This is a genomic window from Microcoleus sp. BR0-C5 (genome assembly GCF_036705045.1).
Lineage (GTDB): Bacteria > Cyanobacteriota > Cyanobacteriia > Cyanobacteriales > Microcoleaceae > Microcoleus.
Window position 1 is genome coordinate 1 of record NZ_JAUBTR010000025.1, and the last position, 22,439, is coordinate 22,439.

Here is a 22,439-nt window from a genome sequence, read left to right on the forward strand (position 1 = left end):
TTCGGTGCTGCCTCTGCTGACTCGCTCAAAGGCTGCTAATAAGGTTTCAACTTCTGTTTCTCTGCCGTAGAGTTTTTGAGGTATTTGAAACTTATCTGTAATATCTTTTTGGGCGATCGCAAAATCTGCAATTCCTCCCGTAGTTTTTAATTTTTCTAGGCATTCTTCTAAGTCAGCGATAATTCCCCAAGGGCTTTGATATCTGGCTTCAGCGGTTTTCGCTAATAGCTTGATCACAATATCAGAAACAGCTTTAGGAATTTCTAGATTGATTTGGTGGGGCGGTACTGCTTGTTTGGCAATGTGACAGTGGATTAATTCCATTGCATCGCTGTAATCCCAGGGCAATTGCCCCGTTAGCAGTTCGTAAAAAGTGACTCCTAATGAGTAAAAATCAGTGCGGTAGTCTATCGCTCTGTTCATTCTGCCTGTTTGTTCCGGCGATATATAGCTAAGAGTCCCTTCTAAAACATTAGGATTTTTTAGGGTAGGATTTTCGCGCTTTAAAACAGTAGAGATACCAAAATCTATAATTTGAACTCGCCCTGTGGTTGAGTTGATAATAATATTGCTGGGATTGATATCTTTATGAATAATTTTATGTCGATGAATTTCACCTAAAGCCCTGGTTATTTTAATAGCTGTTAATAAAAACTGTTCTAAGGTAAGTTGGTGAGAAGCCAACCAAAGCTTTAATGAGTCTCCACCACAATCCTCGAAAATGATAGCCAAACTGTTATGGTATCTTTCTAAGCTGTAGGTTTTAGGGACACTCTCTAGGTTAAGATTGTGTGTGATTTCGTATTCCTGCTTGTATCTGACTAACGAAGCTGGCATCGGATAATCTTGTTTAAGAAATTTGATAATTACTGGTTTTTTGTCTTGTTTTCTCAGTCCCCGGTAAACTAAAGAATTATTACTTTCATGGATTTGGTTGGTAATGTCGTAGCCCGGTAAGTTAATCATTCTTACATCCTCTTGTCAGTATTAATACTCAATTAGTTTTTTAGCAATTGTTAATTAATTAAGTAGATGTATCCTCTAATACATAATAATATCCAAAATTTTAAGAAAAACTTAAGTTGAAAAAGAAAAGTTATTTTTTATTAACATTTCTTAAAAAGAAGAGGGCTAAACATTCCGCTCAGGAGTACGATCGATCGCTCCACAGTTTCGTATAAAATTCGGCAAAACAGAGTGAAGTGCGATCGCCGTTAGTCTTCATAGGAGATTTGGGCCTTGCATAATTAGAGTATAAATAGGTGGAATCACCATGCAATGAAAGCGAGTGCAAATCAACCCATCTCCGTAAAAACACTAAGAAAAAAGGACAACAGAACCACATTTGTGTCAGATGCGATCGTCAATTTATCGCTGATTATGAGTCCCACGCCTGGTTACAGTGAGACGGTGAAACCCGAATGCCTAAAAAGGTACGTCAATGGTATGAGTTTTCGGGCGATTAACGAATCCAGGGAGTTCATCAAACCACCCTAATAACTTCGGTAACACTTGTGGGAAAACTCCTTTACCAAGGATTGCCAATCATTGTAAAGGCGGCCCAATAATAAGGATGCGAAAGCACTCGATCGCCCCGCGCCGCAATTTCTGGAGGCAAAATTAGACCCCCAGAAAGCCCTTCGGCTCGCAACATTCCGTCTTGAATCCGCACGCGCCCCCGCAGCATCTCCAATTGCGCGCGCCGCAAAGCCTCCGCTTTAATCATCAAATTGCCACCGCGTCTGGGGGCCCGCAACTGCCGATAAAACTCAGTCATCAGCCCCAAAGTCCCATCATCGCTGACTTCCCACAAACTCGCTAAAGCAGATCTAGCACCGCTAGCTACCGCCAAACCCGCAAACCCCAACTCCGCCTCTTCGTCGCCCAAAGCGGTACTGCACGCGCTTAAAACTAACAGATTCACCGGCGGTTCCTTCCACTGCAACTGTGCCATTTGATCGATACGTAATTTAGTATCCCACAACTGAATGTAAGAATTTTTCGGTTCCCCAGGCAGGAATTCGCTGTGAGTTGCTAAGTGAATGATGCCAAAAGGCCGATTTGCCCGCTGAGCTTGCAAATTTCCGAGAGTAAAATCTTGATTCAAAAATGATTTTCCTTCTGAGGGCGGCGCGATCGACTCTAACTCCACCGGTACCGCTGGTAATGGCGCTTTATCTTCAAATACCGACGCCCCCATTGCCAAAACTTCATCATCCGCAATATTGTCGTAGCCAATATCAGTTAAACTCAGACTCGGCATCACGCTAAGACTGTATTGCTCAACTAAAAATTGTTTGCCATTGTGAAGAGCAGCAAAGGGCACACTCCGCAAACCTGCTGCCGGAATTACAATTAAATTGTCAATCTTTAAAGCTGTCAATTCTGCGGCAACTGGTGCAATTAACCAGCGATAAAGTTTTTGAGCCGAATCCAAATAACTAATGCTGCTTCTTCTTCTGGGATTAGTTATTTCGGTTTGCAGGGCGTCCGCCAATTGCAACACCTGCCACCGCGTTGTCGCCGGAACTACAACGCGCATCGGTTGAGCGTTAGCTGTGACTAACACTAATTCTAAATGCTCCCCGTTAGGAACATCGGGAATTTCTTGGCTCTGTGGCGACAACCTCTGGGCCAACTTATCTTCTAAGGGGCGATGGGGCCCGGAGGTGAGGTTTTTTCTCACAGGCAATAGATTAGATAAATCCCGACTTGCCACCACCACTGAACCATTTTCTTTGGCGGCGGCTGCATCCGATCTCCTGAGCCAATTCATATAAATGATTGCAGATTTGGTTCCGGTAATTTGTTCGTTTTTGCGAAGAGATTCGTAAATCACCGATAGATTAGTAATCGGCTTTCTTGGGGGCAAGTCCAGATATTTTTCGTACTCGCGAGTAAAGGTTTGTTCAAATTCTATAACTCCCGAACCGGCCGCATCTAATCTGCGAGAAGGAGCGAAAATATCCTGGCTCATTGGGGAATTTCTGTCTCGATTGGGCGATCGCAATTCTACTTGCAAAGATGCAGGAAATGACTGCTCCGGATCGGGATTTACGGACTCTAAAGGCGGTGCGGGAATTGGTTCGGGAATTGGTTCGGGAATTGGTTCGGGAATTGGTTCGGGAATTGGTTCGGGAATTGGTTCGGGAATTGGTGCAGGAGTAGAGGGCGCGGCCGGTGTAATTAGAGAAATCTGATTTGGTAAACTTCCTTGGGTGTAAGTTTGTCCAAAAGAAAAAGTGGGCAAAATGGCGTTTCCCCCGCCAGCATTAATGCTTCCTCTGGTTCCATTGTCGATCGCGCCGCCAACTACAAAAGGTCGATCGATAGCGCCTCCGTGGCGAATTGCGATCCTCCCCGCCCCCGCACCTCCGGCAGTAGAAATACTCGAAGAATTGCCCGATATATCGTTGAAAACATTGTTCGAGCGAAACAAACCGAGGGTTGTCACATCAACACTGCCACCAGTGCCACCAGTACCACCTTGAGCATTGATAAAGCCCAACTGAATGTTATCAGTCGCGTTCAGGGAAACGCCCCCGCCGTTGCCGTTTGAAGTGCTGCTGGAGTTGAGATCGAGAGCCGCAATGCCCGATGAAGAGGTGACATCGATATTTCCGCCGATCGCCCCCGAAGCGTTCAAAGCTCCCGCAGTTAAAGGCCCAGCATTGGTTTGGAGAGTGATCGCGCCTCCTGTGCCCGCCGATGACGAGTCGATCGCACCAGCAGCAACAGTATTTCCCTCAACCCGAATCCTCCCACCATTCGAGGTAATATTACCAGTCCGAACCTCCCCGCTTCCTTGCAGGTTCACGCTGCCACCATCCGTCCTTAAATTACCCTCTAAGAGGACGTTTTCTGCCTTGATATCGGCTCCCAAAGCGGCCGTGCTGTCCCCCCCGAAGCGAGCGGAATCTCGCGCGTTAACGCTCAAACTGCGCGCTGTAATTGTGGAAGCAGCCGTCACGCTAGCAGCATCGGCCGAGAGCTGGCCCAACCTCTGAGTTTGACCGACTAGGCCGCCAAAAGTAATGTTGCCGCCAGCGCGCAGCGTCAAATTATTAGCCCTGCCCGGCGTGCTGTCGAGGGTATTGGCAAAAGTGATATTGCCGGTAGTGGCGGCTAGGGCGGCGGTGCGATCGACTGTGACGTTACTATGGAAAGTCATGTCGCCAGATGTCGCAATATTGCCCGAAACCTCTGTACTGCGGGCGTTGACAGTCAAACTCGCCAGCGGTGCAGCTTGACCGACTGTAGCGCCGAACAGCACTCGCTGAGCGTCTAGTCTCAGGGCGTGAGATCCGTCTAGGCTACCGGAGAAGACAATGTTGCCGGTAACTTGCGTGTTCAAAGCCACGTCAGCATTGAGGGATGCGTTTCCTGTAAAAGTGAGATCGCCGCCGGATGTCGCAATGTTGGCGTTGAGATCAGTTTGAGGCGCGTCGAGAGTCAAGCTAGCGCTGCCACTTGTATTCAGGGGATTGTCGATCCCGATCGATCTGCCTTGAAGTGTCAGCGGGCTGTTGAAGGTAATGGGTGCGACGATCGCGATCGACGAGCTGCTACCGTTTTCGCGCCCGATCGCGATCGAGCCGAAATCCCCCGCCAAAGCGCCGAGATCCGTTGCCGTCAAGTCCAAAAGGCCCAAAACATCGCCGGTGCCACCGATCCGAATTGCTCGGCTATCGTTGGGTTGCAAGCGAATTGTTCCCCCCGCACTGCTGACGGAATTGCTGCCGCCTCTGAAGTCAATGCCGTTACCAGTGAGAGCGATATTACCGCCGTTAGCATTGAGTCCGCCCAGAGAGATGCTGCTGGCGAAAATGTTGATGTTGCCACCTTGAGTCTCGATTGAGTCGTTGAAGTCATTGACAACAAACACTCCGCCCGCTCTAAATGTTACTGTGTCTCCCGTTCTCGCTTGCAGGGAAAGTTTGTTATCTGGCAAGTTTTGGACGGTGATGTAGCCGGGGGTATCTATAACCACGTTGCTGCCGGCTGTCATCTGTTCCAACTGCACTTCTGAGATGTATGTTTCATTGGGTTCTGGTGCCGATTGGAGTTCCCCGTCAGTCGATCGCGCGTTGGTGTCGCCGTTACCGCTGACGATCGTAATATTTGCCGGATCGAGCCACAAATTGCCGATCGCACCGTTAGTCGCGCGGGTATCGACCTGTCCTTGGAAAGTTAAAGCATTTTTGCCCGAAACTTCTACTTTTCCGCCGTTACCTGTGGCGAGGCCCCCGCGAGCACTTATATTGCCGAAGAAGCGAGTTGTATTGTCTGACCAAATTATCGCAGTGCCGCCATTGCCACGGTCGATCGCGTTTGCTGCGATCATAGAATCAGGACTAACATAAGTTACCAGTGCGTTCGGCACGGGTTCCATCCCCCGGAAACCACCTCCGACGCGCACAGTACCTCCACCGTCAGTCCCGGAAGCATTGATATTTGCGCCGAAGAGTCCAACTTTTTCCCCTAAAATATTGACTGTGCCCCCAGCATTCCCAGAAGGGCCAAATACATTTACAGAACCGGAGACGATCGCACTTCCGGCAACTGCGGGCAATGTTTGGCCGCCAGTCAGTACCAATTGACCTTGTTCGTTAGTCGTTAAACCTGTGGCTGATGCTACGCCGGGTCCCGTCAGCAACTGAGGCAAAGAAACCGGGGCGATCGCCGATTTTTCCGAAGGCAAAGACGGAGTAATTTCTAAACTTAATAAATTGCCAGCTTGACTGATGCGGACTGCATTTTTGCCCTGAACAGCAGCCACAGTAATTTGACCGCCTGGAGCGGATAATTGTCCTGTATTAATAACGGTTCCACCGAGCAAACTTAAACTTTGCCCGCTGCCAACTGCCAAGTTTCCAGCATTGACAATTGCACCAACTTGTGAGTTATTAAAATTAAATTGATTAGGATTTCCCAGTAAAGCTTTGTAATCATTAATTCCCGCCGAATTGAACCAGCTATCGCCGAACCCAATACCTGTAGCAGTTGTCGCGAAAAAAGACCCCGGCACGTTTAATCTAGCATTTTGACCGAAGATAATTCCCGCCGGATTCATTAAGAATAAATTCGAGTTGCCACCGCTTACAGAAATCAGACCGTTAATTACGGAAACATTGTCGCCGGAAATCCGCCCTAAAATATTTTGAATATTTGGATTAGTTAGAAAATTAGCGATTTGACCTTCGCTGAGATTAAATTGGCTGAAGCTGTGAAACAGATTTGCCCCGTTTCCTGACAGTTGCCCGCCGCTAATGTCGGTGCGATTTTGCTCGGACTTAACAACAGTATTCGTGCCGTCAGTAGCAGGAACTATAGGTTGCGATCGCACTGCTAGCGGTAGCAGCCCAAAACCTAATGTCAAAATTAGAGCAGAACGAAAATAGGTCATTGGAGGAAGCTATTAGTCATTAGTTCTTAGTCATTAGTCATTAGTCCTTAGTCATTAGCCGGAAGGAAGAGGGAATTCATAAAAGCCAATTCTCCATTACCAATTTTAATCTCTTCTCGTTTTGAGTTTTTTTGAGCCGTAATGTTCCGCCAAAGTGCCAATAAACTTAAAAAGGTCGATCGCACACCGCCACCGCCGGGGGTCGATCGCACTCCAAAACCACCGGTTGCCAGAATGTCGGAAATACAATGCAGATTTTATATTGATCTGTAACGAGTGTATTGACAAAATCCCCCCAGGGTCCTAGGATTGGAGCACTGATTGGGTGGGAAAGTAAAAACCCACACAATAACTGGCTCCTCTAATAAAGTTAAAAGCAAAATATTGATGCTTTTAGAGACCAACCATGCAAACTCAAACTTCCTCATTTCTAACTGAACAAATAGTAGAGCAGATATTTTCGTCAGGCGAACTGACTCGCGATGACAGACAGCGAATTCAGTCAATGCTCTTAAATGAGTCGATCGGCGAAAATGAATTGAGCTTAATTGAAAGAGTCATGGAAGGCGTAGTCAAGGGAATACTTGACGTGCTGGATTAGTTGAGAAAAGGCGCTCACCTATCTAAATCTCGGGTGCGCCGGGCCACGCACCTTACCCTAATTTTAAATATAGCAACCGCCAAGACGGTTAGGACATTCTTAATCGCCGAAACCTTAGCTATTACTGCTTTTTCCTTCTTCCTTCTTCCTTCTTCCTTCTTCCTTCTTCCTTCTTCTATAAAATCGAAAATCGAAAATCGAAAATTCTGTCACCGTTCTAAAAATCATCATCCGGGCCGTCATCGGGGCCCTCATCCGAGCTCTGATCGCGACGCACAAGTTCAGAAGGAGGCCTATCGTTACTCCAGGCCCACCACACGCAATCGCACTGGCAGCGGTAAAATTCTTGCCACTTGCGACGGTTGAACTCGGTATATACTGGCGATCGGCGATTAATCCAGACATCAGCGGCATTCGTGCAACTAGCGCCACACTTGGGGCAGCAAAACTCATTAGCGTGAACCGCCGTCGCAGTCCATTCAGGAGGATGTGGAGCAAAAGCTTCCATGTGTTAGAGTTTCTATCTAAACTGCTGGTAATTACGGCAAATCAAGGGTTGCTAAAGATCCGCAGAGTTCGGAATGACCTAAGCAATGACATAAGTACGCTGTTGAGTGCGTAATTTATCTGCCCGTTATTTTTTTTAGCATTTGCCGTCAGATGAATAGTATAACTGATGTGGTGCAAGCCGTCGATCGGCATTCTCAAGTATTTCAAGGAATCGGCTCATGTCAATCTACAATCTTATCTCATTTCTGGGCATCTTTGGCCTGTGTGCGATCGCCTGGATTTTTTCAGAAAATCGACAGGCCAAGTATATTCCTTGGCGCGTCATCATCTGGGGCATTGGCCTGCAATTAATCCTAGGATTTTTAGTATTCCTGTTCCCCCCAACTCGCATCGCCCTAGAGTGGTTTACTAGCTTACTGGATGGAGTATTCACCGCTGCTGACGCTGGAGCGAGGTTTGTATTCGGGAGTAATGTTGTACCAATACCTGGTAAAGAGCCGGCAGTTAATTTAGGATATATTTTTGCCTTTAGAGCTTTACCGACAGTCATCTTTTTTTCTGGCCTCATGGCCTTGCTATACAACATCGGCGTGATTCAAATTGTCACCGAACTTTTTGCCAAAATCTTTTATACGACAATGCGGTTGAGCGGCGCGGAAGCACTTAGCGGGGCGGCTAATATTTTCGTAGGAATAGAAGCGGCAATTGTCGTCAAGCCTTATTTGCCACAAATGACTCGTTCGGAACTTTGTGCAATCCTCTCTTGCTGTTTTGGAACTGCAGCTTCTTCAACTTTAGCAATTTACGTAAGTTTTCTCAAGCCCGTTTTTCCAAATATTTTAGGACACTTAGTTTCAGCTTCAATTATCGCCATCCCCGCTTGTTTTGTCCTCTCCAAAATCTTAGTACCCGAAACAGGCGTGCCGCTGACAATGGGCGGCATTCCCAAGGAAGAACCCAAGCCTAAAGGCCGCGAGTTTGTGGGCGAAGAAATTTCGGACAGGGAGCGCGAAGAATTCAAACAAGAGACTGTTGGGGGAGAACCAATCGAACGAGTCAGCCCTTTGGATGCAGCGATAATTGGTGCATTGGACGGGGTAAAAATGGCAGTGGCAATTGCCGCTGTTTTGATTTTGATTTTAGGCTTAGTTTCCTTAATCAATCAATTCTTTGGTTGGCTGGCAATTTTGCCCGGCCCCATTGGTGGCTTTTTCAAAGTTGTCACCTTAGCCAACATTATGGGATTTTTATTTTATCCCCTGACGCTATTAACAGGAGTTTCCTTAGACGACTCTTGGCAAGCATCAGTAATCATCGGACGGCGGTTGTTAGAAACAGCGATTCCGCCCTATCAAAGTTTAGCAGAAGCATCGGCAAAAGGACTGGTGAGCGATCGTACAGTTTTGATTGTCAGTTACGCCCTTTCCGGCTTCGCCCACCTAGCCTCCGTCGGCATATTTGTCGGCGGCACGATCGCCCTAATTCCATCCCGCCGCAAAGACATTTCCGAACTCGGTTGGAAAGCATTATTTGTCGGCACTTTAGCGACAATGATGATCGCTTGCATCGCCGGCACCTTTGACACCGGAGACACCAGCATTTTAGGCGCTCAAACAGCCCCTGTGGCCCCGTTAGCTGCACCAGTTTCTCCAAAACCACCGGCATCCCCAGCCGCGAATTTAAAGCCGTCAGTTGCCCCAGCAATTGCCAGTCCGAAGCCTTCTGGTAATACCGAAAAAGCGGCTCCCAGAGCTGCTGAATCTCCTTCTCCCGCATCCAAGAAAAACCCTTAATTATATTCTATTGACTTGTAGGGGCGGGTTTTTCCAACAATATTTAACTCCCGTTAAAAATCTTGTAAACCCGCCCCCGCACAACCAATAATCTAGATTAACTTTGATTTGCATCAGCTCAGTTATGGACACGCTCAAACCAAAGAAACCGGGTTTTTCATCAAATCTGTGGTTGTCACAAAGTATTCTCGCAAAAACCCGGTTTCTGGCCACCCGTGCATCAGATTGCGATTTGCCATTGGGTGAGTGAGGGCGGGTTTTAGAGATTGTAGGTTTTAGACAATTATGGTTGGTGAACCCGCCCCTACAAGCCCCTGATGGATATTGTTGTTTTTTATGCCGATGCAAGCAATTCCCAATTCCCAATTCCCCAAAAATATGAATCCCGATCCAGAAATTCGCCGCCTGTTAGATGTGATGCCCGCTTCCGGCCGCATGACGTGTAAAATTATTAATAAGCCCCAACAATCAACAGTAATTGACTGCGATTTTCCTTTGCCTTGGAATCAATCTCGCCCGATTTATATTAATTTTGATTTGTGGCGGCTGCTATCTAAGCCGCAGCGGGATTTACTGCTATTGCGGAATGTAAGTTTTCTGTGCAATTTTAAGTGGTTTAAACCGGATATTTATCAAGGTGCGGCTCTGGCGGGAATTGTCGGGACTGTTGTAGAATTGTTGCAGGGAGATGCGATCGGCACTGCGATCGCGGGCGGTTTGACGGGACTCGCCATGACTCGAATTTGGCGCGACAACCGCAGTTCCCAAGTAGAGTTAGATGCTGACGAGGGGGCGATTAGAGTAGCGGGAAGGCGCGGTTACAGCGAAGCGGAGGCGGCCGGACATTTGCTGGGGGCGATCGAGGCTGTGGCGCAAATTGAAGGGCGCAGTTTGGATTTTAATGAGTTGATTCGGTGTCAAAACTTAAGGGCGATATCGGGTATTTCGGCCGTGGGCGTGCCCGATAGTGTGAGGAAAGAGTGAAAAAAACCTTGATATAATCAAGACAGAAACCCATAAAATCCACAACTATGCTAATCCTCCCCAAACTGGAAAACCTGCGCGATACTCTACCTATAGAAGGAGCTATCCGAATTGAATTAGTGGAAGGCATACCAATTTTTAAAGCCTCCACTGCTGTCAAAAATCGCATAGAAGAACTGTTAGACAAACAACAAAATTTACCTCTCAATCCTGACGAAGAACAAGAACTCAATCTTTACGAAGAAATCGACGATTACCTCAGTTTGGTCAATCGGACTGTCCGCAATCTTTTCTTGGGCCAGATTCAGCCTACTGTGTAGAAATGTCCGCTCGCCGTCAAATCCCTGAAAATATCCAAAATCAAGTTCGTCAGAGAGCAAACTGTCTGTGCGAATATTGTCATGCCTCCGAACAATGGCAGTACGTAGAGTTTACTATCGAGCACATCATTCCCTTAACTAAAAGTGGGACTAACGATATTGACAATTTGGCACTAGCTTGCTTTCACTGCAACCGCAAGAAATCTGATAAAACTACAGCGATAGATGCTCAGTCAGACGTAGAAGTACCGTTGTTTAACCCCAGACAAGATAGTTGGAACGAACATTTTATTTGGTCGGCGGATGGATTATCAATAGTTGGTTTGACTCCAATTGGACGAGCTACAGTTACAGCATTAGTCTTAAATCGAGAGAGAGTCATTAATATTCGGGCCGCTGACAAAGCTATAAAACGACATCCACCTGCAGGCGATTTAATTCAATCAGAAAGTTGAGCATCCTGAGAGTTACTAAAAGTGGGAGCGGCTACCTCTGCAGCAAAATTTGTACTGAAATGAAAGGTTGATTCCTGCGGAAAGCTTCGCTAACGCACTTATTTTAATTATTTTAATCGAAAGTGCGATCGAGCTATCTATCCCCCTATGACTCCTCCTCATCTACTCGCCGACTGAGGTAATCCGGCAAGTCATCAAAACATACCCCTACCAAACGGCAAAAATCCCTCATTTGCCGAACAGTCATCGTAGGTTCGTCTCCCTTTTCCCATCGCCGCACCGACGAAGCCGACACCCCCATCCGCACAGCCAACTCTTCTTGACTCAAGTTAGCGTCCTCTCGCAGTCTCCGAAAAGCCAACTCATTTTCTGGTTGCCGTTGACGTTGCCTTTTTTTTACCATATTATTATAACAGTCTATTTTAAGCGCTTAATTTAATCGCTTAACTTCCTTGAGGTAGGCACAGCCATAGCCAAAACAGACTGCACTAAAAATCAAAGGTGCAAGTCTGTCACTTTTCTATGGGCAAACATACCCAATTTACAATACAGCCATGAACAACCCAGAAACTGCGGATGCCTGGATTATTTACCGAATCCTGCCCAACTTTCAGCGCTTACCCGTCGCGCTATTTCGCAGCCGCAGCGAAGCAGAATCTTCCCTGAAAGTCATCCGGCAAATGCTACCCAATACCGAATTAATACTTGCTTTCGAGGTGGGACCAGAAAATCCAACTACCGAACTCAATCAGCCCCCTGCTAAAGAACCAAACTTGCAAACTTCAGTTAACCGAGAACTCTTGAAACTTTTCATTATCAGTTCTCGTCCTGTTGTTTCCCGCGTCATTCATTCTTTTCACCGCGATAATTTTGCCTGCGTTTCTGACTGGAGTCCGCTTGTCCCAACCCAGAATCCAGGTGAAGTGATGAGTGTCTTAATTAAACATTTGGCCGCTGACTCTTAGCGTTTGATTGAACAGTCCCGATCGTATTTATAGCGGTAAGGTGCGCCCAGCGCACCCTACATCTACATCAGCGGGGTGATGCTTATTGCTAATAGCTTTAGCAATGTCAGTTTATGGAGTCATAAATTTATCGCTCTTTCTAGTCGATCGGATCTGATATCTTGTACCATTGTCAGCAACGGGCTAGAAGCCCGTTCCACAAAGAATGGATTGTCTTGTGGGGAGTAGGGGTTGGGCTTCTAGCCCGCCCATAAAAAACTTATTGAGAATGTTGCAAGATGTAAGTCCGCTAGTAGTTGCAGGCGATCGCCAAATCAGGAACAATGATAAACTTGATATTCATACCCATCCACCGCAGGCAACTCGCGCGATTCAACCTGACATTTTTGTGCTTCTAGATTGACAGGTACGCGAAAATTAACCAACCACAAATCTAGCGGACGTTCTAATTGACTGAGTGTTTTGTCAAGCGTTCCTGCTGCTATTTCCTGCCCATCCCTTCTCTGATTAGCCAAAAGAAACAGCGGAGAATCAAAGGCTTTAACTTCTTCTTTCTTCCTAACATCCGTTACATCAGTTACATCCGCTACAAAATCCGTTGCCGAACTTCTTTCCCATTCCCACCCTATCCCCATCAACTCTCCTATTTCTACATGAGTCTTTTGAGTAGTGGCAATTAACACGGGAACTTTCGATATTTGGCTAATAACCGGAATTAAAATATCTGGTTTGTAATATTTGCGATAGCCCAGATTGGAATTTACTGTGACACCGCTAAAAAAACCCATTGCTAAAATTAGCACCACTGCTTTTTTGCCCGGAACTTCGATCGCCCGAAAATTAAACCATTGACTTTTTGCTGTAGGTGTGTTATAAGTAACCGCCAAGGTTGCTCCTAAAAGCAATATCACCCCCGGAAAGTAGACGAAATTGTATCGTGCGCCGCGAGTTAGGTCAATCCCTAGAATATATGCAAAGCTGAAAAATAGGAAAATTGCTCCTAGCACAAATCCGCCGAAAATAACAGTACCTAAACGAGTATCGGGCGTTGTTAAGGAATTTTTAACAGCGCCTCGCAGCAGGGGAAGCACCAATATAAAAAATATTGCCATTACGATCGCCGATGCAACTACTACTGCCAAATTTTGCGATTCCACCGGCAGCAGAGACATGACAGTTATCCATCCAGCTAAAGCTTGAAAAATCGGCGCTATCCAATCTAAAAATGTGCGATCGCCACTGACAATCCAATTAGTTAGTTCGCTGCCGTATTTATTTGACAAAAATACCGGCAGCCAAACTAAACCGCCAGCTAAAGTGCCCACGGCTACTGCGAAAAGCCGCCAAAGAATTTGAAATTGCCAAATATTAGGCTGCTGGCTGTTTTCAATTGGCAACTTTCCATTAAACTGCTGCCAGATTACAGCCATTAATGCTATTGCTTCCGCACACAAAGTCAGTGCAAAAAAGTAGTGAACCGCAATTCCCAAACAGTTAACAACTACCCAAAGCAGCACCGCCCAAATTGGCAGGGGAGCGCGCTGTTGCAGCTTTTTTGCAGCTAATGTCAAGCAAAAAAGAGAGGCAATAACTAATAAGATTCCTAAAGTGTAATGGCGAGCTTCTTGAGCGAGATAAATGCCGTAGGGAGAAACTGCCATCATTGCGGCCGCACATTGACCGACTAAACGAGAATTGAACGCAAATTTGCCTAAAAGGTAGATGGCGGGAACTGAAATCACTCCTAATAATGCCGGGAGCGATCGCCCAATCCACACTAAACTATCCTCCGTCGGCACAAACAGTCGCATCCACCAGTGGGCGAGCATAAAATACACTGGTGGATGGTTGCTTTCTAGCAGCAAATGGTTTAGAACATCTGCAATCCCAGCACCGGGGCGGAATTGCAGCGGTTGTAATAATGTAGAAAGATCGATCGCGCGATCGACCGGCACCCCTCGAAAACTGTTGCCCAAACTAAAAACTAGAGTAGAAAACTCGTCTGTCCACAGCGGTTTCGAGTTTAAATTGGCAAAGCGCAAAATAAAGGCGATCGCCGTCCACAGCAATAGCAACAACAGTTGTTTGTTCTTAATCATTAATTCAGTCATTCAAAGGCATAGGGAAGAAGAGCCATTAGTCATTAGCCATCAGTCATTTTATCAATTCTCAATTACCAATTACCAATTACCAATTACGCATTACCTACTTCACCTCCGTCACCCGCCAACTCAGCTTCATATTGATCCAGAAATTCCACAGAGTCACAGTCGCGATCGCAATTAAGTTAGCCAAATATTTATTCATTCCCAAAACATTAAACAGCAAATTAACCAGCAGCACATTCAAAATCAAACCCATCAAGCAAATCGTATTAAATTTCAACAGGCGTTTCAATCGCTGGCGCGATCCGGGCTGCCGCTTAGAAATATCCCCAAAAGTCCACAAATCATTCCACAAAAAATTACTGATAATTGCCAATTCACCAGCAACGATCAGACTGCGAGTCAGCCCCAAACCGAGGATATCCACCAGCACATACAAAACCCCCATATTCACAAACACGCCGCTGAAACCCACAAGGCCAAACCGCAGAAACTTACCCATCGGCCACCGGGCAAACCGCAACCTCAGCAAATGTTGCAAATACTCAATATACTGTTTCCAAGTAACTTTGCTATCACCTTCTTGCCGCTCCTGAAACACGTAACCAACTTCTCCAATCCAGCGGATATCGCCTCTGCCGAGCACTTCAATCAAGATTTTGTAACCAGCAGGATTCATGGTTTTGCCCGCAATGCAAGTGCGACGCACCATAAAATAGCCACTCATCGGATCGGAAACTCGGCCCACCACTCCGGGCAGGAGCACCAACCCCACGGTTTGAGCGCCCCGCGATAAAAATCGCCTGACAACGCTCCAGTCGCTTACCCCGCCCTCGGCAACGTGACGGCTCGCAGCGGCTAAATCTGCTCCCCGCTGAATTTCTGCTAAAAGCTGCAACAGCGTCTCCGGGGGATGCTGCAAGTCGGCATCGATGACGCCCAAAACCTCGCCCCGAGCGGCCTGCCACCCGCGAATCACCGCTGTGGAAAGTCCCCGCTCGTTTTCCCGGCGCATCACCCGCAATTGCGGATATTCCGGTGTCAGGGACAGGGCGACTTCCCAGGTGCGATCGGGGCTGTTGTCATCGACTACAATTAATTCGTAGTTGCCGGGAATACTTCCGTCGAGCAAGTGGCTCAATTTTTCCACAATACTCTTGACATTCTTGCACTCGTTGTAGGTGGGAATGACCAGGGAAAAATAAATTGGCGGTGTGTCTGCGTCTGTAAAATTGGAACCGACAGTCTGTACGGCAGGAATTTGCAAAGGCCCAGACGGCACTGGCAATTCCTGATTTCCTTGGTAGATGCCCATAATTTCAGTGTCCCGAAAGTCAAGGATGGTTTGGTAGCACTTGAGATTTTAGAATATCGTTCCTCTATAGTTGATTCGTTAAAATATAAAAACGCCTTAATTATAGTCAGTAATTCTGTAGCTGAGTTAAAAAGAAAACTGTGGATGCAATTCTCGATCGAGCTTTACAAGGTTATAACATCTCTTCCGCAGAGGCCTTGGTACTTTTGCAGCAAAGAGATCCCGATGCGCGAGCTTCTATTCAAACAACCGCTGACTTGCTCCGCCGCCGACAATCAGGGGATACTGTCACCTATGTTATCAATCGAAATATTAATTTTACTAACATTTGCGAGCAGCATTGCAGTTTCTGTGCATTCCGCCGCGACGAGGGAGATGAGGGCGCTTTTTGGTTAGATGCAGCCCAAATTCAGGAAAAGGCAACTGATGCAGTGCAGCGGGGTGCAACGGAAATTTGTATGCAGGGGGGCTTAAATCTTCAAGCTAAGCTGAACGGCGCATCTTTGCCTTATTATCTGCAATTGGTGAAAACTATTAAGGATAAGTTTCCTCAGTTGCACTTGCACGCTTTTTCGCCGCAAGAAATAGAATTTATTGCTAGAAAAGATAATCTTAGTTTCAGCTATGTAATTTCGGCTTTGCGGGATGCGGGAGTCGGTTCGATGCCGGGAACAGCGGCGGAAGTTCTCGACGATTCTGTGCGACGGGTGATTTGCCCGGAAAAACTAAATTCGGCAACTTGGCTGGAAATTGTGGGAACTTCTCACAGTCTGGGTTTGCCAACAACGAGTACGATGCTTTGCGGGCATATTGAGACGGCAGGGCAGCAGGTTTTGCATTTAGAAAAAGTGCGATCGCTCCAACAAACTGCGATCGACCAAAACTATCCGGCACGCATTACAGAATTTATTTTACTACCATTTGTCGGACAGGAAGCACCGGCTCCTTTGCGGAGTCGAGTCGGCCGCGACCAACCAATTTTAGCAGATACATTGTTACTCACCGCTGTATCGAGAATCTTCTTGGGAAATTTGATTTCCAATCACCAGCCGAGTTGGGTAAAATTAGGTTTAGATGGAGCTACAGAAGCGCTGAAATGGGGCTGCAATGACATCGGCGGTACATTGATGGAAGAGCACATTACTACAATGGCCGGTGCGGTGGGCGGCAGTTGTCAATCTGTCGAAGATTTGCAAAATGCGATTCGTTCTTTGGGGCGGAGTTATCAGCAAAGAGATACAATTTATCGACCTTTAGGGGTTGACAATTTGGCAGTAAGTGTGTGATTTTTGGGATGCGAAGTGCGAAGGGCGTAACGCATCCTAGGAGTTTAGCCGTTAGCGAAGCCCTCGGAGAGGATCGCACTTTCAAATTCTTCTAGCGCTTGCAAATTTCCAACCTGTAAAGCACGTTCTACCGCAGTGGGGATAAGTTGTGCGATCGCGATTTCGGGAAAATTCGGACTAATATCCGATTCTACATACTCTCCATCTTGCAGCAAATAAATGAGAAGTCTGCCGCTGTCATAAACCCATACTTCGGGAACTCCAATAATTTTATAGGCATCAATCGTAGTTTTAGAAGTAACACCCGTCTCAATAGCCAAATCGGGCGGCGGATCGTCCGGTAAAAGTCGGCGGCGATTAATCATCCGCTGATAATTTAGAATATAAAAGCAAGCATCAGGTTCAACTCCTGCTGCACCTTCCCGTTTGAAAGTAGTAGAACCAAAGGGTTCATATCTTCTGCCCGCTGACTTGAGTATTTTTTTTACAATATCGGAAATTAAATCTTTCGGAATTTCCCGATCTAGTAAGGGAACCATGATTTCTAGGGTACTATTGCTGTAGGCAATTCTGGTTCTTCGTTTTTCTCCTAATTCCTGCAAAATCGACTCGAATTCCAGCCAACTTATATTGGGAATAGTTACGACACTACCGGGAGAAAGCGTTATTTGGCTAACAGGTTTGAGCACGGGGGTGATAACAATCATAAGCTGAATTGGGAGCTAGTTGTTAAGTTTGTGCCAAGGGCAGGCAGGATGCCTACCCCACAAGAGTTTTTGGATATATCTGTTGAGTTTAGCACGGGCAACGAGAAGAGATTCGCGATCGCACTTTTGACTCAATTCTAGAAACATCGATCGCACATTTAGACTTCATTCCAACCGAATTAACTTAACTAACAGACTCATGATTTCTCCCTGTTCGGGTGTAATAATGATGCGATTGTCGGGAATGGCGATCGGATGAGTCCAACGAACAGCTTCCGCGTAGCGCAAGGCGTGCAGTTGGTGGATAGTTCGGCGTACCCCCAGCGGCGAACCGATGATGACGTGACGGACTGCTTCGCGATCGCCCTCAAAGGTTTGGTTGGTTAAAACATTCGGCGATGTTTGGTTCGATGATGAATCTTGCAACATAGCTTTGACCAATAATTTTGGATAGGTTTGATGCTTTGTAACGGTAAAACCGCGTACAATAACAAGTTGAAGAAAAGACAGCAATTCCCCTACAGCACAAGTGGCTTAGCTGGTGCTGTCTAATCTCTATTAGATTAAATCTAAATTAATTTAGGGTAGATGTCAATTATTTTAGGCAAAGCCCAAATAAATTAATATAACTTAACAAATAGCCTATGGAAACCTCAGAAAGAGCCGATCGATCGCCCCTAATGCGACTGAGAGTTCAGCGGTTTATGACTCAAAAGCAGCTAGCAGAAGCACTTGGCGTTACGGAAGCGACGGTAAGCAACTGGGAAGCTGGGCGCTCGGTACCGAAGCTAACGCCTGTTCAATACAAGAAGTTGCTAGAGATTCTGCAAATTACCTCTGCTGAATTACCAGACCAATTTGGTTTTCCTAGCGATGCTGATGGATAGAAAAGGGAATATTATAATCGATGTGTTTTCTTTAAACGAAGTCATGCAATTTTTTGAAAAAAAAAGGAATATGAGACTTAACATCGCTACTTTGCTTTGAATAAAATTCCCCAATTTTTAACGAGAGTTGGTCTCTAAATTGGCTATCGTTACCGCTCCAGTCAACGGGTGGCTTAATTTCTCCCCAATAATCCTTAGCTTTTTTAATTGTGAGCAAAGCCATAATTAATTGATGCTTGCACCTTTCATCGGAGGTATTTTGAAACTCTGTTTTCCATGAATCTTGTAATTCATTTAAGTCCGCACAATTTAAACAATGATTTATGCGAGCGAGCGCTCTCTGTATGTTAAGGTTATTCTTCAAGTCTGGATCGCTACTAATTTTATCAGCCATATCCATATAAATACTATTCAGTTCAACAGGATTATCCTGATACATCGGAGGATGAGGATAATCATCAAATATTGATTGAAACTCAGGTGTAAGAAAATATGCTTCTTTATGAATTAACCCTGTAATCCATATCCGGTGCCGTTTTGCATTTTGCGATCGCACCTCCGATTTTTCGTAAAGATCGCAAAAAATTGCTTCTGTATCGGGAAAAGGGTAATCATCAATCTTTTGCAGGTGCAAGTCCAAATCTATCATGGCAAAAAGTCGATCGGGCTCTAAATACGAGTTATCGATATCCTGTTGGTGTAATTTTAAAAGCTTCAAATAAGTATTTATTACACTTGCGCGATCGCCACAGTTGAAAAATTGTGGCAGCTTTTCTCTCCACCATCTCGGAACGCAAGCCTTATAAAAGTTGGCATCCGGCATTTCCTCCATTTTTTTATAAGCTTGAGGCGATCGTCTACCCTCGATATCGGGAATAGGGCCTTCGCATAGCACCACAATTCTGTTGTTAATTCTGCGAGATTGAAGAATTGCCTCACAATGTTGTTTTAGCTGTTCTGGATTAAGACTCATTTGTAATATTAGATTGTTGTTTGAGCAGTTTTGGCTCGATTTCTTTAACGTGAGCTGGTGTCAAAGCTTCACACAATGCGTAGGAGTGAGTTGCTAGAATATATTGATTGCTGGGAGTCCACTCTTTGAGGTCTGATATAATTTGATATTGCCAATCTGGATGAAAAGCTATTTCAATTTCATCCATCAAAACAATAGCATCTTCTATGTTGCGGAACTTGAGCCATAGATAAATGCTGAGTCTTTTTAGTTCGCCGTGACTTAAATCTTCGGGATATAGTTCTATAGTTTCACCATTTTTCTCTAATTTTAAATTTACTCCCGAAAGGTCTTTGTCAATATTTATTGTTTTACAGCTTAATAAAAAGCTTAATTCATTTACTAAGGTTTGATAGCTGTTACCATATTTACGTGTTTCTCTAGCTTCTTTAATATCTTTATCTATAGCAGCTTTAAAGGCTTCAATGAGTAAATCTACATCCAGGAAGTCATAAGTAAAAAATCCTTTTAATTGAGATTTTGATTTTTTAATTTTATCGAAATAATGCTCATTTGTCTGACTATGACTTTTAAATAATAGTTCTCTAGCAGATCTATCTAGGAATAGAAAAACTTGTGTGGAGGGAGCTGCTAAGAATATTTTCTCTGAAAGTCTGTTTAAAAAATCGTTGGTTTCTTTCCTATCTATATTACTTAAATTACAGAGTAAAGCTTCATTTTGCTGATCATTTGAATTTTTTCCACTTGAATAGTTACATATATATGTCATATTTTTTTCTGTTAAATGTTCAATGATCTTTTCCCAAACTTCCTCACAGCTTCCATAGGTACTTTTCAAATTATTTTGATTATTTTCAACTTCTTGTAGTCTGTATTTTATTTCGTCTTGAAACCTTTCAATTTCTTTAATAGATACATTTTTTTTGGAGTTGACAACAGATATTAATGCTGAAACTCTTGAATTTGATACCAATTGTTGAATCCACATAAATTCTTTTTTAGCCGTGTCAAACCTTTGTTCATTGTCTTCAATGTTTTTGATTGTATCTAATCGATGACTACTCAGTGTTAAGCTCTTATTTACTGCTTCTAAATCGGCAATTTGCTTTTCCATTCCTTTAAATTGTGTTACAGGATAAAAAGTGATATCTTCTGTATTTTTAATTTTAACATTTAAAGACGCGGACTTTTTGAGAAAAGAATTTTTGCAAGCAAAAAAAATAATTTGAACTATTTTTTCCCCATTCCAAATATCAATAATTGCTAAGTTTTTTTTATCTTCTCCATCAGCCACTTTAAATCCTTGAATCAAGTTTTGTAAAAATGGTTTTTTATCGTCATCTACAGAACAGTGCAGCAATACAAAAATTAACTGCAACAGCGTACTTTTACCGCCACCATTTTGACTACCCAGCGGAAAAATATTAGGAACAAAATCCTTTTCAAAAGAGATGTCAATGTCCTTTAAACCGCGAAAATCAGGAACTTGAACTCGTAGCAAGTGCATAATAAACTCCTGGTGTTGGGTTGCATTTTTTATTGAAACCCTGAGCCACAATCATTTTAGATTATAACTCACATCTTTTACTATTTTTATGAACAGGCTTTCCGGCCTGTTCCACAACATATTAAATTAATGCTTTTTCGCTGAGTCCGGCAGTCCGCCAGGGGTTGAAACCCCTGTCTCAAAGCGAAAGTCCTCTGAAGAGGACTGAAGAACTCATTAGTCCTCTGAAAGAGGACTTTCGCTATTAGCCAGGGAATTCATTCCCTGGCGGGCTGGCTGCCTTTCGGTTTAAGCAGGAGATGAGATTAAACCTTAAACTTCTCCACAATCCGTCTCATCGCCTCCTCCACATTCTCCCGACTATTAAACGCCGAAATGCGGAAATAACCCTCACCCGCCGCACCAAAACCAGAACCGGGTGTTCCCACCACATTGCAAGTTTCCAGCAACTTCTGAAAGAAATCCCAACTCGACAAACCGTGAGGCGTTTTCACCCACACATAAGGTGCATTTTCGCCACCAAAAACCTCGATTCCCGCCGCTGTCAATTTCTCGCGAATAATCGCAGCATTTTCCATGTAAAAATTGACTAATGCCTGAATTTGTGCCTTGCCAGCCTCAGAATAAACCGCCTCAGCACCGCGCTGCACGATGTAAGAAACTCCGTTAAACTTAGTAGATTGGCGGCGGTTCCACAGCTTCCAAATTTCGACATCGGAACCATCTGCTGCTTTTCCAGTCAAAGTTTTCGGTACAACTGTTAGCGCACAGCGAGTACCGGTGAAACCAGCATTTTTGGAAAACGAACGAAATTCGATCGCACAATCCCGCGCCCCTTCAATTTCGTAGATAGAATGCGGTAAACTCGGATCGGTAATATACGCTTCGTAAGCCGCATCGAAGAAAATAATCGAACCGTTAGCTTTAGCATAATTTACCCAAGCTTGCAAGTGTTCCTTCGTTGCAGTTGCCCCCGTCGGGTTATTCGGGAAACACAAGTAAATTAAATCGACTTTTTTGTCAGTGGGAATTGCCGCAGTAAAATTGTTTTCCGCTGTAATTGGCAGGTAAACTAAGCCGCCGTATTCGCCATTTTCGTTCGCATCTCCCGTGTGTCCTGCCATCACGTTAGTGTCTACATACACCGGATAAACTGGATCTGTAACTGCGATCGTGTTATTGTTGCCAAAGATATCGAGAATATTGCCACAATCGCACTTAGAACCATCAGAAATAAAGATTTCCGAAGCATCAACATCGCATCCCCGCGACTTAAAATCGTGCTCGGCAATTTTCTCCCGCAGCCACTCATAACCTTGTTCCGGACCGTATCCTTTAAACGTATCCCGCGAACCCATTTCTTCCACCGCCGCCACCATCGCTTGGCGACAAGCTTCGGGTAGTGGTTCAGTCACGTCGCCAATCCCCAGCCGGATGATGGGCGCTTCGGGATTCGCTTCTGCAAAGGCTTTCACCCTGCGCCCAATTTCGGGAAACAGGTAGCCGGCTTTGAGTTTGAGGTAATTGTCGTTGATAGTTGCCATAGTTCGATCGCTACAAATGTCGTAGAATAGCTTACTCCCAATTGTCTCTCTCAAGCAGCAGCAAGTTCGGCAAGCATAAGT

Annotated in this window: 21 protein-coding genes; 9 read left to right on the forward strand and 12 right to left on the reverse strand. The window is 45.1% G+C overall.

What is annotated here, in order from left to right:
- The coding region (locus QUB08_RS14160) for a protein kinase domain-containing protein (RefSeq protein ID WP_333225286.1) at positions 1–966 on the reverse strand (966 nt) is incomplete at its 3' end.
- 296 nt (positions 967–1,262) lie between these two features.
- Here QUB08_RS14160 and QUB08_RS32155 point away from each other — a divergent pair.
- Entirely contained in the window at positions 1,263–1,406 is a 144-nt protein-coding gene (locus QUB08_RS32155) for an IS1/IS1595 family N-terminal zinc-binding domain-containing protein (RefSeq protein WP_445300919.1), read from the forward strand.
- A gap of 122 nt (positions 1,407–1,528) precedes the next feature.
- Here QUB08_RS32155 and QUB08_RS14170 read toward each other — a convergent pair whose 3' ends face one another.
- Together QUB08_RS14170 and QUB08_RS14175 are read right to left on the reverse strand one after the other, a co-directional pair.
- Positions 1,529–6,406, reverse strand: a complete 4,878-nt coding sequence (locus tag QUB08_RS14170; RefSeq protein WP_333225287.1) for a CHAT domain-containing protein — start codon at positions 6,404–6,406, stop codon at positions 1,529–1,531.
- Positions 6,407–6,453: 47 nt separating this feature from the next.
- Complete coding sequence (locus tag QUB08_RS14175) at positions 6,454–6,618, reverse strand: hypothetical protein (RefSeq protein ID WP_333225288.1); 165 nt, start codon at positions 6,616–6,618, stop codon at positions 6,454–6,456.
- A gap of 194 nt (positions 6,619–6,812) precedes the next feature.
- Between QUB08_RS14175 and QUB08_RS14180 the strand changes: the two genes are divergently transcribed.
- Positions 6,813–7,007, forward strand: coding sequence for a hypothetical protein (locus QUB08_RS14180; protein ID WP_333225289.1), 195 nt, complete (start codon positions 6,813–6,815; stop codon positions 7,005–7,007).
- A gap of 217 nt (positions 7,008–7,224) precedes the next feature.
- Here the strand turns inward: QUB08_RS14180 and QUB08_RS14185 are convergent, their stop codons facing one another.
- Positions 7,225–7,515, reverse strand: coding sequence for a hypothetical protein (locus QUB08_RS14185; RefSeq protein ID WP_333225290.1), 291 nt, complete (start codon positions 7,513–7,515; stop codon positions 7,225–7,227).
- A 220-nt stretch (positions 7,516–7,735) separates the two neighbouring features.
- Here QUB08_RS14185 and QUB08_RS14190 point away from each other — a divergent pair, with 220 nt between their 5' ends.
- The 4 genes from QUB08_RS14190 to QUB08_RS14205 all read left to right on the forward strand — a co-directional run bounded on the left by QUB08_RS14190 (position 7,736) and on the right by QUB08_RS14205 (position 11,069).
- Positions 7,736–9,310 carry a nucleoside transporter C-terminal domain-containing protein gene (locus QUB08_RS14190; protein ID WP_333225291.1) on the forward strand — a complete coding sequence of 525 codons (1,575 nt, stop codon included), beginning with the start codon at positions 7,736–7,738 and terminating at the stop codon, positions 9,308–9,310.
- A gap of 378 nt (positions 9,311–9,688) precedes the next feature.
- On the forward strand, positions 9,689–10,294 hold the full coding sequence (locus QUB08_RS14195; RefSeq protein WP_333225362.1) for a DUF3318 domain-containing protein: 606 nt from the start codon (positions 9,689–9,691) through the stop codon (positions 10,292–10,294).
- Positions 10,295–10,341: 47 nt separating this feature from the next.
- Positions 10,342–10,614 carry a hypothetical protein gene (locus QUB08_RS14200; RefSeq protein WP_333225292.1) on the forward strand — a complete coding sequence of 91 codons (273 nt, stop codon included), beginning with the start codon at positions 10,342–10,344 and terminating at the stop codon, positions 10,612–10,614.
- Between the two features lie 2 nt (positions 10,615–10,616).
- Positions 10,617–11,069, forward strand: a complete 453-nt coding sequence (locus QUB08_RS14205; RefSeq protein ID WP_333225293.1) for an HNH endonuclease — start codon at positions 10,617–10,619, stop codon at positions 11,067–11,069.
- A 145-nt stretch (positions 11,070–11,214) separates the two neighbouring features.
- Here QUB08_RS14205 and QUB08_RS14210 read toward each other — a convergent pair whose 3' ends face one another.
- Complete coding sequence (locus QUB08_RS14210) at positions 11,215–11,472, reverse strand: helix-turn-helix transcriptional regulator (protein WP_333225294.1); 258 nt, start codon at positions 11,470–11,472, stop codon at positions 11,215–11,217.
- Between the two features lie 151 nt (positions 11,473–11,623).
- Between QUB08_RS14210 and QUB08_RS14215 the strand changes: the two genes are divergently transcribed.
- The gene (locus QUB08_RS14215) at positions 11,624–12,034 is read left to right on the forward strand and encodes a hypothetical protein (RefSeq protein ID WP_333225295.1); all 411 of its coding nucleotides are present in this window, start codon (positions 11,624–11,626) and stop codon (positions 12,032–12,034) included.
- Positions 12,035–12,348: 314 nt separating this feature from the next.
- On the opposite strand, the gene QUB08_RS14220 is transcribed toward QUB08_RS14215, so the two are convergent.
- The gene (locus QUB08_RS14220; protein WP_333225296.1) at positions 12,349–14,133 is read right to left on the reverse strand and encodes a glycosyltransferase family 39 protein; all 1,785 of its coding nucleotides are present in this window, start codon (positions 14,131–14,133) and stop codon (positions 12,349–12,351) included.
- Positions 14,134–14,239: 106 nt separating this feature from the next.
- Positions 14,240–15,454 carry a glycosyltransferase gene (locus tag QUB08_RS14225; protein ID WP_333225297.1) on the reverse strand — a complete coding sequence of 405 codons (1,215 nt, stop codon included), beginning with the start codon at positions 15,452–15,454 and terminating at the stop codon, positions 14,240–14,242.
- A 140-nt stretch (positions 15,455–15,594) separates the two neighbouring features.
- Between QUB08_RS14225 and cofH the strand changes: the two genes are divergently transcribed.
- The gene (cofH, locus tag QUB08_RS14230; protein ID WP_333225298.1) at positions 15,595–16,740 is read left to right on the forward strand and encodes a 7,8-didemethyl-8-hydroxy-5-deazariboflavin synthase subunit CofH; all 1,146 of its coding nucleotides are present in this window, start codon (positions 15,595–15,597) and stop codon (positions 16,738–16,740) included.
- A 44-nt stretch (positions 16,741–16,784) separates the two neighbouring features.
- On the opposite strand, the gene QUB08_RS14235 is transcribed toward cofH, so the two are convergent.
- Both QUB08_RS14235 and QUB08_RS14240 read right to left on the reverse strand, forming a co-directional pair.
- Positions 16,785–17,447, reverse strand: coding sequence for a Uma2 family endonuclease (locus QUB08_RS14235; protein ID WP_333225299.1), 663 nt, complete (start codon positions 17,445–17,447; stop codon positions 16,785–16,787).
- A gap of 165 nt (positions 17,448–17,612) precedes the next feature.
- Complete coding sequence (locus tag QUB08_RS14240; RefSeq protein WP_333225300.1) at positions 17,613–17,960, reverse strand: hypothetical protein; 348 nt, start codon at positions 17,958–17,960, stop codon at positions 17,613–17,615.
- 131 nt (positions 17,961–18,091) lie between these two features.
- Between QUB08_RS14240 and QUB08_RS14245 the strand changes: the two genes are divergently transcribed.
- Positions 18,092–18,334: a helix-turn-helix domain-containing protein gene (locus QUB08_RS14245; protein ID WP_190745066.1), complete on the forward strand. Its 243-nt coding sequence runs from the start codon at positions 18,092–18,094 to the stop codon at positions 18,332–18,334.
- Positions 18,335–18,365: 31 nt separating this feature from the next.
- Here QUB08_RS14245 and QUB08_RS14250 read toward each other — a convergent pair whose 3' ends face one another.
- From QUB08_RS14250 to QUB08_RS14260, 3 genes are all read right to left on the reverse strand, one after another.
- A complete protein-coding gene (locus QUB08_RS14250; RefSeq protein ID WP_333225301.1) occupies positions 18,366–19,307 on the reverse strand; it encodes a hypothetical protein in 942 nt (313 codons plus the stop codon).
- Positions 19,297–20,814, reverse strand: coding sequence for an AAA family ATPase (locus QUB08_RS14255; protein ID WP_333225302.1), 1,518 nt, complete (start codon positions 20,812–20,814; stop codon positions 19,297–19,299). Before QUB08_RS14255 ends, QUB08_RS14250 begins: the two co-directional genes overlap by 11 nt.
- Positions 20,815–21,119: 305 nt before the next feature.
- Entirely contained in the window at positions 21,120–22,358 is a 1,239-nt protein-coding gene (locus tag QUB08_RS14260) for an LL-diaminopimelate aminotransferase (RefSeq protein ID WP_333225303.1), read from the reverse strand.
- Between the last annotated feature and the right edge of the window lie 81 nt (positions 22,359–22,439).